This window comes from Microbacterium sp., assembly GCF_047971895.1.
GTDB lineage: Bacteria > Actinomycetota > Actinomycetes > Actinomycetales > Microbacteriaceae > Microbacterium.
Map to the genome: position 1 here is coordinate 19987 of NZ_JBKEAF010000062.1, position 10433 is coordinate 30419.

The 10433-nt window shown below is 68.2% G+C and carries 12 protein-coding genes; 8 read left to right on the plus strand and 4 right to left on the minus strand.

The window, feature by feature from the left end; genetic code table 11:
• Nucleotides 1-177 precede the first annotated feature (177 nt).
• Nucleotides 178-1581 carry a vanillate/3-O-methylgallate O-demethylase gene (gene ligM, locus ACK5IN_RS05210; RefSeq protein WP_416895147.1) on the plus strand — a complete coding sequence of 468 codons (1404 nt, stop codon included), beginning with the start codon at nt 178-180 and terminating at the stop codon, nt 1579-1581.
• On the opposite strand, the gene ACK5IN_RS05215 is transcribed toward ligM, so the two are convergent.
• From ACK5IN_RS05215 to ACK5IN_RS05225, 3 genes are read right to left on the minus strand one after another with little or no spacing between them, the layout of a single operon-like run.
• Complete coding sequence (locus ACK5IN_RS05215; RefSeq protein ID WP_416895148.1) at nt 1569-1715, minus strand: hypothetical protein; 147 nt, start codon at nt 1713-1715, stop codon at nt 1569-1571. The two genes, ligM and ACK5IN_RS05215, sit on opposite strands and share 13 nt — an antisense overlap.
• Entirely contained in the window at nt 1715-2614 is a 900-nt protein-coding gene (locus ACK5IN_RS05220; RefSeq protein WP_416895149.1) for an IclR family transcriptional regulator, read from the minus strand. The genes ACK5IN_RS05215 and ACK5IN_RS05220 overlap by 1 nt, the downstream gene beginning before the upstream one ends.
• 53 nt (nt 2615-2667) lie before the next feature.
• On the minus strand, nt 2668-4035 hold the full coding sequence (locus ACK5IN_RS05225; RefSeq protein WP_416895150.1) for an aminomethyl transferase family protein: 1368 nt from the start codon (nt 4033-4035) through the stop codon (nt 2668-2670).
• A 232-nt stretch (nt 4036-4267) separates the two neighbouring features.
• Between ACK5IN_RS05225 and ACK5IN_RS05230 the strand changes: the two genes are divergently transcribed.
• From ACK5IN_RS05230 to ACK5IN_RS05250, 5 genes are read left to right on the plus strand one after another with little or no spacing between them, the layout of a single operon-like run.
• Complete coding sequence (locus ACK5IN_RS05230) at nt 4268-5050, plus strand: ABC transporter ATP-binding protein (RefSeq protein WP_416895151.1); 783 nt, start codon at nt 4268-4270, stop codon at nt 5048-5050.
• Nucleotides 5037-5747 carry an ABC transporter ATP-binding protein gene (locus tag ACK5IN_RS05235; RefSeq protein WP_416895152.1) on the plus strand — a complete coding sequence of 237 codons (711 nt, stop codon included), beginning with the start codon at nt 5037-5039 and terminating at the stop codon, nt 5745-5747. The genes ACK5IN_RS05230 and ACK5IN_RS05235 overlap by 14 nt, the downstream gene beginning before the upstream one ends.
• Nucleotide 5748: 1 nt before the next feature.
• Entirely contained in the window at nt 5749-6630 is an 882-nt protein-coding gene (locus ACK5IN_RS05240) for a branched-chain amino acid ABC transporter permease (protein WP_416895153.1), read from the plus strand.
• Nucleotides 6630-7670, plus strand: coding sequence for a branched-chain amino acid ABC transporter permease (locus ACK5IN_RS05245; protein ID WP_416895154.1), 1041 nt, complete (start codon nt 6630-6632; stop codon nt 7668-7670). The genes ACK5IN_RS05240 and ACK5IN_RS05245 overlap by 1 nt, the downstream gene beginning before the upstream one ends.
• The gene (locus tag ACK5IN_RS05250; protein WP_416895155.1) at nt 7667-8938 is read left to right on the plus strand and encodes an ABC transporter substrate-binding protein; all 1272 of its coding nucleotides are present in this window, start codon (nt 7667-7669) and stop codon (nt 8936-8938) included. Before ACK5IN_RS05245 ends, ACK5IN_RS05250 begins: the two co-directional genes overlap by 4 nt.
• A gap of 74 nt (nt 8939-9012) precedes the next feature.
• Here the strand turns inward: ACK5IN_RS05250 and ACK5IN_RS05255 are convergent, their stop codons facing one another.
• Nucleotides 9013-9678 (minus strand): GntR family transcriptional regulator, encoded by a 666-nt coding sequence (locus tag ACK5IN_RS05255; RefSeq protein WP_416895156.1) that lies wholly within the window; start codon nt 9676-9678, stop codon nt 9013-9015.
• 159 nt (nt 9679-9837) lie between these two features.
• Here ACK5IN_RS05255 and ACK5IN_RS05260 point away from each other — a divergent pair, with 159 nt between their 5' ends.
• Nucleotides 9838-10062 carry an aldehyde dehydrogenase family protein gene (locus tag ACK5IN_RS05260; RefSeq protein WP_416895157.1) on the plus strand — a complete coding sequence of 75 codons (225 nt, stop codon included), beginning with the start codon at nt 9838-9840 and terminating at the stop codon, nt 10060-10062.
• Between the two features lie 2 nt (nt 10063-10064).
• Nucleotides 10065-10370, plus strand: coding sequence for an aldehyde dehydrogenase family protein (locus ACK5IN_RS05265; protein WP_416895158.1), 306 nt, complete (start codon nt 10065-10067; stop codon nt 10368-10370).
• The last annotated feature ends 63 nt before the right edge of the window (nt 10371-10433 follow it).

Below are 10433 nucleotides of genomic sequence, written 5' to 3' on the forward strand. Positions count from 1 at the left end.
CGCGCGATGTCGGTCACGGCGACGTGCGCAGGCATATGACTCCCTCGGGCCGGCTCAGCGTTAGCGAACCACAGCCCGCACTGCTGGTCAAGATATTGTCAACAATTTTGGTTGAGCGTATGATACCTCTGTAGATAGGTATTTTTCGGATGACGGCCAGAGTCGAGGGAGACAGAGATGGCACACAACCTGCAGGAGCTGCTGGACCAGCACGGCGACACGGTCGGGATGCTGCGCGACTCGCAGCTCGGCACCTACATCTACCCCGTGGTGCCCGCCGAGTTCACGAACTGGCGACGCGAGCAGAAGGCGTGGCGGCACACCGCGGTGCTGTACGACCAGACCCACCACATGGTCAACTTCTTCGTCTCGGGGCCCGACGCCCTGAGACTGCTGAGCGACACCGGCATCAACTCGTTCGCGAACTTCCCCGTCGACACCGCGAAGCAGTTCGTGCCCACGGCCTCCAACGGCGGTGTGATCGGTGACGGCATCCTCTTCCACGAGGCCCCGGGAGAGTCCGTGTACGTCGGCCGCGCACCCGGCGCGAACTGTCTGCAGGTCCACGCCGAGACCGGCGGCTACGACGTCGAGTTCCGCTACGACGACCGCTCCCCCTCGCGCCCCTACGGCGAGGCGGTGCACCGCGATTACTACCGGTTCCAGATCCAGGGCCCGAACGCGTGGGCGATCATCGAGAAGCTCGCCGGCGGACCGGTCGAGCAGGTGAAGTTCTTCCACATGGGGCACACGACCATCGCCGCCACGCCGGTGCGCACCCTGCGGCACGGCATGGCGGGCGCGCCCGGCCTGGAGCTGTGGGGGCCGTACGCCGAGCACGGCCGCGTGCGCGATGCGATCCTCGAGGCGGGCCGCGAGTTCGGCATCGAGCCGTGCGGGTCGCGTGCCTACTCGTCGAACACGCTCGAGTCGGGATGGATCCCCTCGCCACTGCCGGCGATCTACTCCAGTGATGCCGAACGCGCCTACCGCGAGTGGCTGCCCGCGAACAGCTACGAGGCGATCAACGCACTGGCCGGCTCGTTCGTGTCTACGGACATCGAGGACTACTACCTCAACCCGTGGGAGCTCGGCTACGGCTCGTTCGTGAAGTTCGACCACGACTTCATCGGCCGCGACGCCCTCGAGAAGCTCGATCCCGCTCAGCAGCGCAAGAAGGTCACACTGGCGTGGAACGACGAGGACCTCTCGAGGATCCTCGCATCCGTGCTCGACCGCGAGGGCCCCGGCTACCAGTTCTTCGACCTGCCGAACGCCAACTACGGCTCGAGCAACTACGACGCCGTCATCGACGCCGACGGCAACACCGTCGGCCTGTCGCTGTTCACCGGCGTCACCGCGAACGAGAAGCGCGGGCTGTCCCTGGCCACCGTCGACACCGAGGTGCCGGTGGGCGCCGAGGTGCGCGTGGTGTGGGGCGAGCCCGACGGTGGGTCGCGCAAGGCGACCGTCGAGCCGCACGAGCAGCTCGCCGTGCGCGCGATCGTCAGCCCCGTGCCCTACGCCGAGACCGCCCGCACCGAGTACCAGGGCGGCTGGCGCACGGGCTACACCGACTGACCACCGGCGACGATCCGCTCGACCCGGGCCAGGGTCGCGCGGGTCATGTCGGCGGGAAGGCCGGATGCCTCCTCGCCCGCGGCCGACGCGCCGAGCCGCCCGGCTTCATCGAGCCCGAGGGTCGCGACCCACATCACGATGCACTCGCTCTGAGCGCATCGCTGCGGGCGTCGCCGCCTTCGAGCGTGGTGGCGTCGATGCTCTCCAGGAACTCCAGCGACCGGCGCGACCCGGTCACCAGCGACCGGATGCCGTGGGTGCGCTCGTTGACATCGGGCCGGTAGGCGGTGGCCAGGTCGCGTGCGGCGCCGGCGGCGGCACGGCGCAGCAGATCGACGTAGGGGACTGCGGAGGTGCCGTCGTTGGGAAGCACCACGCCCAACGAGGCGTACACCGTGCCGCCCGGCCCGATGACCGGCACGGCGACGCCCCGCGACTCGACGTGGATGAACCCCTCGGCCACGGCGAACCCGTCTTCCCTCACCTGGCGCAACAGCGCGCGCAGCTCGGGCTCGGTGCGCGGTGTTCGGTCGGTGTACACCCGGAACGGCCCGGCGGCGACCGCGTCGATGAGCGTCCGGTCGGCGTGCGCGAGCAGCACCAGCCCGTTCGACGACGCGTGCAGCGGGATGCGCCCCCCGATGAGGGTGGCGTTGATGACGGCGTCGCGCGTCGACATCCGCTCGATGAAGAGGATGTCGCGGCCGCTCAGCACCCCGAGCTGGGTGTGCTGGCGCACCCGCTCGTGCACCGCCGTCAGCCACGGTCGGGCGATCTCGCGCAGCCCGACCGCGCCGGGCGTGCGGCTGGCGAACTCCCACAGCCGCACCCCGAGCCGGTACGTGCGATCGGACAGGCGCTCGAGCAGCCCCTCGCGCTCGAGCTCGGCCACGAGCCGATGCGCACTCGATCGGGGCAGATCGGCAGCGTCGGCCACCTCACTCAGAGTGAGGAACGGATGCCAGGCGTCGAAGGCCTCGAGGATGCGCAGGTGCCGCGACAGCACCGACAGCCCAGCAGAGCCTCGCGCCACGGCATCCTCCTCGGTCTGCCGCCATCGTAACGCGGGTTCCGTTCAGCAGAACCTTAGGCGTCGGCGCGGTAGACCGTGCGTGCGTACTCCTGGTACGGCGCGGGAGCGACGGTCGCGCGCACCTGCATCTGCCGGTGCACCTGGTCGACCGAGTCCTTGCGCGATACCGGGTCCTCGCCCCAGACGACCACGACCTCGTCACCCTCGGCCACGTCGGCGTCGACCGTCGCGAGCGACATGTACAGCTGGGCCATGGTCACGTACCCGCAGTCGGTCGAGATGCCGACGAGCGTGCCGTCCTTGTGCACCTCGTCCATCTGGAACAGCCCGTACCGCGACTTCGGGAAGTCGAGGAACTTGCCCGGCGTGCCCGGCTCGACCTGCGACTGCACGATCGCGGCGACGTCCTCGGCGTTCCACAGCAGCGTCACCTTGCGTCGGCGCGGGTTCTCGGCGTGCTTCTCGAGCGCCTCGCGCCCGTGGAAGTCGTGGTCGAACCGCACCGAACGGCCGAGGCCCAGGTCGAACGGTGTCATGTAGTAGTCGTGGATGTCGGGTGAGTTCAGCGACCCGGCGACGTTGCCCGCGCGGGCGGCCGGCAGCCATTCGCGGTACTCGGCGAAGTCCTCGTCGAAGATCGCGGGGAACGGCGTGGGCACCCAGCCCGACTCCAGCGGCGACGACGAGTAGGCCTTGGCCCCCACGCGGCGCACGCCGAACTCCTCCCCCGCCTCCAGGAGCGCGTTCATGATGACCTCGTTGTCCTCCCAGGGTCCGTAGAACTCGAACCCGGGCTGGCCGGCCATGCCGTGACGCAGTGCCTTCACCTGGCGGCCAGCGATCTCGAAGTCACCGATGTGGAAGAACTTCAGCTCCGGCACAGGGCCGCCGAAGAGCTTCTCCATGACCTCGTCGGCCTTCGGTCCCTGCAGCTCGTAGCGGTAGAACGTGGGCGGACCCTGCCGCATGTGCGAGTTCGGCTCGAGACGCTGGTGCACGTCCTTGCCGGCTGCCTGCGCCTTCTCGACGTTGAAGCGCACCCAGTCGATGAGCAGGTGATGGCCGATGAGAACGAGGCCGTCGGGGCCTTCGGAGTTGTAGAAGAGGATGCCGTCACCGATCAGGTAGCCGTCCTGGTTGACCGAGATCAGCTGCTTGGCCACGCCCGGGCGGAACGTCGCGAACGTGTTGGGCGAGATCGAGCTCAGCAGCTCGAGGAGGTCCGAACCGTGCAGGAACAGCTGGGTCATGTGGTGCGACTGGTCCATGATCGCCACCGTCGTGCTCCACGCCCGCTGCTCGTCGCGCCAGTTGGTGTACTCGGGTGCGACCGGGAACGTGAACGCCGGCCAGTTCTGGTTGCGCAGCAGCTCCACCGGGCTGCCGACACGCTCGATCGCCTCAGCAAGTGTTTCAGTCATCGTCGACCCTTCCTTTCGTCGTCGTTGCCAGCGTAGGTCGGGCGTTACGACGGCGCGGGCAAGAATTCTGTTCATAGGAATCCAGTGAGGCGGTACCTCCCCTTCATGCCTCACCATGACAGGGAGACACCCGTATCGTCGGGGCTTTGGTCACGATTTCGTATTCTCCGTAGAATTTCACACCAAAATCTTCGACAATCTGAATAAGCACGCAACGACGCGAAAGGTATCCATGGGCGCTCAACTGACGGTGCAGGGCGTCAACCTGCACTTCGGCGGCGTGACCGTGCTCGAAGACGTCGGCTTCACGGTGGAGCCGGGGCAGATCTTCGGGCTGGTCGGCCCGAACGGCGCAGGCAAGACCTCGCTGTTCAACTGCATCAGCGGGCACTACCGCCCCTCGTCGGGCAGTGTGCGGCTGGACGACACCGAGCTGCTGTCGAAGCCGTCGTGGCGGATGTCGCGGCTCGGCCTCGCCCGCACGTTCCAGCACGCGGCGCTGCAGCTGCACGAGACGGTGCTCGAGAACGTCATGCTCGGCGCGCAGCCGCACCTGCGCGGCGGCCCGCTCGAGTGGTCGCTGCGGCTGCCGTTCACCCGCAAGGCCGAGCAGCTCGAGCGCGCCCGCGCGCTGGAGCTGCTCGACCGGCTCGACCTCGGCTGGGCAGCGCACCGCACGCCCGACGAGTTGTCGCACGGCCTGCACAAGGGCGTCGAGCTGTGCCGGGCGCTCCTGCTGCAGCCCCGGCTGCTGCTGCTCGACGAGCCGGCTGCCGGGCTCCCCCACGCCGAGGTGGATCGCCTCATCGAGCTCGTGCGCGGCATCCGCGACGACTTCGATGTGACCATCGTCGTCGTCGAGCACCACATGGGCCTCATCTCGGCCCTCACCGAGCACGTGGTGGTGCTCGACCACGGCCGCAAGCTCATGGAGGGCACACCCGCAGAAGCGCAGTCCGACCCGCGGGTGATCGAGGCGTACATCGGGAAGGAGGCCGCCGATGACGCTGCTTGAGCTCGAAGACGTCACCGCGTCGTACGGCTCCGTGCAGGTGCTCGACGGCGTCTCGCTGTCGGTACCCGAAGGCGGTGCCGTCGGCATCCTCGGCGCGAACGGAGCCGGCAAGACGACGACACTGCGCGCCATCAGCGGCTCGGTGCGCACCACCGGGCGCATCGTGTTCGACGGGCGCGATATCCGCGGACTGCGCCCCGAGCAGGTCGCGGCGCTCGGCATTGCACACGTGCCGGAGGGCCGCGGCACGCTCGGCCAGCTCACCGTGCGCGAGAACCTGCGGGTCGGCGCCTACCTGCGCAAGGACCGCAGGGGCATCGCATCCGACATCGACTATCTGCTCGAACTGTTCCCGCAGCTGCGCAACCGCATCTCGTCGTCCGCATCGGCATTGTCCGGCGGTGAGCAGCAGATGCTCGCGATCGGTCGCGCCGTCATGGCCAAGCCCCGCCTGCTGCTGCTGGACGAAGCATCCCTCGGCCTTGCCCCGAGTACCGCGAAGACGGTGTACGAGGCCATCGGCAGACTGCGCGAGGACGCCGGGATCGCGATGCTCGTGGTCGAGCAGAATGCGAACCTCGCCTTCACGATCGTCGACTCCGCCACGGTTCTCGAGACCGGGCGCAACGTACTGACCGGATCATCCGCCGAGCTCAAGGGCATGGATGAGATCCGCCGAGCCTACCTGGGAGGTTGACGTGAACACCTTCATCCAGCTCGTGATCGACGGCCTCTCGACCGGCTCGATCTACGCCGCGCTCGCCCTGGCGATCGTGCTCGTGAACCAATCGACCGGCCTGATCAACTTCTCGCAGGGCGCCATGGCCGTGCTGTCGGCCTACATCGCCTACGTGCTGATCGGCTGGGGACTGCCGCTTCTGCTGGCGATCCTCGGCACGCTGCTCGTCTCGTTCGTGATCGGCGCCGTGGTCGAACGGCTGCTCATCCGCCGCTTCGAAGGCGGCGACCCCGACACGGCGGTCGTCGTCACCATCGGTCTGCTGACCCTGTTCACCGGCATCTGCGGGTGGCTGTGGGGGTACAACAACCGGCAGTTCCCATCGCTGTTCCCGCTCGACACGATCGACGTGTTCGGCGCCGTCATCAGCGTGCGCTCGATCGGCACGATCGCCGTGATCGTTGCGATCATGGTCGTGCTGCAGCTGCTGTTCATCGGCACCAAGCTCGGCCTGGCCCTGCGCGCCGTCTCGTTCAACCCGACCTCTGCCGCGCTGTCGGGCCTGCCGGTGGGGCGCCTGCTCATGACCGGCTGGGGGCTGGCCGCCGCCCTGGGCGCCGTCGCCGGTGCGCTCGTCGCTCCGCAGCTCACCCTCACCCCCGCCATGATGGACACCGCGCTCGTGTACGCGCTGGCCGCGGTCATCATCGGCGGACTGAACAGCCCGCTCGGCGCCGTGGTGGCCGCATGGGGCATCGGGATGCTCGAGAACCTCGCCGCCGTCTACGTGCCCTTCATCGGCCACGACCTCAAGATCGCAGTGCCGTTCATCATCCTCTTCATCGTGCTGCTCCTGCGACCGCAGGGACTGTTCGGCAGGAAGGTCGTGGTACGCGTCTGATGAGTGCTCTCACCGCTTTCGTCCGCACCCCGTGGGTGCGCTGGGTCGGCCTGCTCGTGCTACTGGTCGTACTGGCCGTGCTGCCGTTGATTCTGCCCGCGTTCGCCAACCAGACCCTCACCCGCGTCGGCGTCTACGCCGTGGCCGTGCTGGGGCTGAACATCATCATGGGCTACACCGGGCAGGTCATGCTCGGGCAGATCTTCTTCCTCGGCGTGGGCGCCTACGTCACCGCGTACGGGGTCACCCACGACTGGAACATCGTCATCGTGTTCGTCGCCGCGTGCGTCATCCCCGCGATCCTCGGCCTGATCATCGCCCTGGCCGCCGCACGCCTGGGCGGCCTGGCGATCGCCATGGTCACCATCGCGCTGCCGATCATCGGCGTGCCGCTCGCCAAGCGCCTGTCGGACCTCACCGGCGGGTCGCAGGGCACCTCGGCGCGCTTCTCGTCGGCGCCGGAATGGACCGGGCTCTACGACGACCAGTGGCAGTACTACGTGGTCATCGGCATCGCGGTGGTCGCCTTCGCCGCCGCGTACAACCTCGTCCGCGGCAAATACGGCCGCGCGATGCGCATCGTGAAGGAGAACGAGAACGTCGCCCGATCGATGGGCATCTCGCCCTACCGGTACAAGGTCCTGGCGTTTACACTGGCCTCGCTGTTCGGTGGCGCCAGCGGCTTCCTCTACATGGTCGCCGTGCAGTACACATCGCCCGAGACGATGGCGTTCCACCACTCGATCAGCCTGCTGGCGGCCATGGTCGTCGGCGGCGCGGCCAGCATCGTCGGCTCGATCATCGGCGGCATCTACTACGTGCTCGTCCCGCAGGTGACCAACGCGATCGACCCCACCATCACGGCCATCAGCCAGGGCGTGATCCTGGTCGCGGTGCTGTTCCTGCTGCCCGGCGGACTCGTCTCGTTCCCCCGTGTGATCCGCCGGCTGCTGCGCCGGCGCGACAAGAACCCACACACCACTCCACCGCCTGACAAGACGGCGGAGGGACCCGAAACAGAGAGGCAAGGTCAGGCATGAACATGCGCAAGAACCTGAAGGGAGCCGTCGGCATCGTTGCCATGGCATCCGCCGTCGCACTCATCCTCAGCGGGTGCGCGCGCGGCGGCGGGGGCGACAGCGGCGGGGGTGACGACGGTGCGGCCACGGCCAGCCCGGGTATCACCGACACGACGCTCACCTTCGGCATCAGCACACCGCTGACCGGCGCGACCGCCGGTCCCGGCAACTGCACCGCCGACGGTGCGCTCGCGTACTTCGGCGCCAAGAACGCCGAGGGTGGGATCGAGTTCGGCGACGGCAAGACCCGCACGATCGAGATCAAGACGTACGACGACCAGTACGACCCGCAGAAGGCGCTGTCGAACTTTCAGCAGATGGTGGCGGAGGGCGTCTTCGCCGGCGGCATCGGCCTGGGCACGCCGACCAACCGGGCGTGGCGCGAGGCCGCCATCGACGAGAAGTTCCCGCAGGTGCTCGTCATGACCGGTGACCCGCTGTTCAGCAACCGGCAGGAGAGCCCGTGGCAGCTCGGACTCGTGGCCACCTACCCGCAGGAGGGTCAGGCCTTCGGCGAGGCGCTCGTCGCCTCGGGCGAGCCGCACAAGCTCGCCATCCTGTCGCAGAACGACGACTACGGCGACGGCTACGTCGAGGGACTGAAGGAGGCCATCAAGGACAGCCCCGACATCGAGATCGTCGGCGAGCTGACCTACGAGGCCACCGACACGAGTGTCGATGCGCAGCTCACCGAACTCGCCGGCACGGGTGCCGACATCTTCTTCAACGCCATGTCGGTCACACCGCTCGTGATCTCGGCGCTGCAGAAGTCGCAGCAGCTGGGCTGGATGCCGAGCTGGTTCCTGCCGTCGAACACGTCGAGCCCGAGCGCGATCCTCGAGCCGGGCGGCGGCGCGGCGTTCCCGGGCATCTACACGGTCGCGTTCTCGCAGAACGCGGCAAGCCCCGCGTTCCAGGACAGCGACGATGGCAAGGCCTTCATGGCTGCGCTCGGCGAGTACACCAACCAGGACGGCGTGCCCGGCTTCCCGCACTGCGTGTGGAGCTGGATCGCCGCAGCCACCCTCGATCAGGCGTTCACCACCATGACCGAGCCGACGCGTGAGAACTTCATGGAGGCGCTCGAGAACGTGTCGAGCTTCGACGCGCCGTTCATGCTGCCCGGTGCCGCCATCGATACGACGCACGACGGCATCCCCGCCGTGTCCGAAGTCGTAGTGCAGAAGTTCAACGGAACGGGCTACGACACGATCGACGCCGTGGGCTGAGCCGGCAGAGGGACGAGGGGATGCCACGGCTCGCCGCGGCATCCCCTCGTCGTTCCGGACGGGTTCGGCGAACGTCAGTCCATACTGCGCAACAGGGCGATGATGCTCGCCAGGTGTGCGCGTGTGGCATCCTCTGCCGCGTCGGGGTCTTTCGCGAGCACCGTGTCGATGATGGCAATGTGCTCCTGTGCCGACGTCCCGGCCCGGCCCGGGTGGAAGGCGAGGCGGAACTGGTGCCGCGCGGACTGGGCACGCAGCCGCTCGAGCAGCCGGGTCGCGGTCGTGTGGCGGCTCATCTCGCGCACCCGCTGGTCGAGCTCCTGATTGAGCCGCGAGTACTCGACGAGATCGCCCGAGCCGACGGCATCCGTGATCGCCTCGCGCAGGTGGCGCAGCTCGGCCGCATCGTCGGCGGTGAGGTTCTCGGCGGCCTTGCGTGCGCACAGCGACTCGAGCCCGATGCGCACTTCGACGATCTCGACGGCCTCGTCGACGCTGATCGCGCGCACCCGCGCTCCGCGGTTGGGCAGGCGTTCGACGAGTCCCTCGCTGGCGAGGTTCAGCAGCGCGGTCCGTACCGACGCGCGTGAGGCGCCGTAACGCTCGCTGAGGTCAGCTTCGATGAGGCGCTGATGCGGAGCGAAGTCGGCGCCCAGAATCGCGTCACGCAACTGCTGGGTCAGATCGATGCGCGCCGGCGCACCTGCGCTGTCGCTCTCGGCGAGCGCGGCATCCGTCATGCTGTCCTCCCGGCCTCGCTGTCTGCCTCGAGCCTACTCGCTCCGCCCGATTGTCGCCGATATCAGCGACAATCTTGTCTTTTCATTCGCGGGGGTGCGGAGCGGTTCACCGACGAGACGCTCGCGGTCGCCGACCCGGGCAAGCCGGGGGTCGTAGGCGTGGGTGACGCGCTGGTCTTCGAGATCCGCTGGAACCTCGCCCTCATGCTCGCCGACGAGGTCGACTCGTCGCATACGCTGCCGGTGGTGCCGGGGAACATCCCGGTGTCGACCGACGTCTCGTACCAGCCGCCGGGCACGGTGACGATCATCGTGCCGTTCAACTGGCCCATCGCGATCCTCGGCGCCTCGCTGCCGCACGCACTGCTGGCCGGAACACCGTGATCGTGAAGGTGCCGCCGACCACTCCCCCGGCGCTGACCCGGGTCGAGCAGCGCGTCGCCGAGAAGCTGCCCGCCGGCGGACTCAACGTGATCAGCGGGGCCGGCGCGAACATGGCCGGGCTGATCCAGAACCCGGATGTCGCGAAGGTCTGCTTCACGGGCTCGGTGAACGGCGGCAAACGCCGCTCGCGGCTCGACGAGCTCGTCGCCGCAGGGGTTCAGGAACGGCGAAGATGGATGTCATTGCCACCACGACTGCACCTCGCCGCCGCCGACTCGCCAAGGACGACGGACCCCGCGCGAGCCTGACGCAGCTGCTGACATTCCTGTTCGAGCACAAGAAGGTGCTCGTTGTCGTCGCACTGCTCAGCA

Excerpts from the sequence above, each read along its gene's own strand:
- ligM (WP_416895147.1), top strand. The coding sequence starts at position 178 with ATGGCACACAACCTGCAGGAGCTGCTGGACCAGCACGGCGACACGGTC.
- ACK5IN_RS05215 (WP_416895148.1), bottom strand. The coding sequence starts at position 1,715 with ATGTGGGTCGCGACCCTCGGGCTCGATGAAGCCGGGCGGCTCGGCGCG.
- ACK5IN_RS05225 (WP_416895150.1), bottom strand. The coding sequence starts at position 4,035 with ATGACTGAAACACTTGCTGAGGCGATCGAGCGTGTCGGCAGCCCGGTG.
- ACK5IN_RS05230 (WP_416895151.1), top strand. The coding sequence starts at position 4,268 with ATGGGCGCTCAACTGACGGTGCAGGGCGTCAACCTGCACTTCGGCGGC.
- ACK5IN_RS05235 (WP_416895152.1), top strand. The coding sequence starts at position 5,037 with ATGACGCTGCTTGAGCTCGAAGACGTCACCGCGTCGTACGGCTCCGTG.
- ACK5IN_RS05245 (WP_416895154.1), top strand. The coding sequence starts at position 6,630 with ATGAGTGCTCTCACCGCTTTCGTCCGCACCCCGTGGGTGCGCTGGGTC.
- ACK5IN_RS05250 (WP_416895155.1), top strand. The coding sequence starts at position 7,667 with ATGAACATGCGCAAGAACCTGAAGGGAGCCGTCGGCATCGTTGCCATG.
- ACK5IN_RS05255 (WP_416895156.1), bottom strand. The coding sequence starts at position 9,678 with ATGACGGATGCCGCGCTCGCCGAGAGCGACAGCGCAGGTGCGCCGGCG.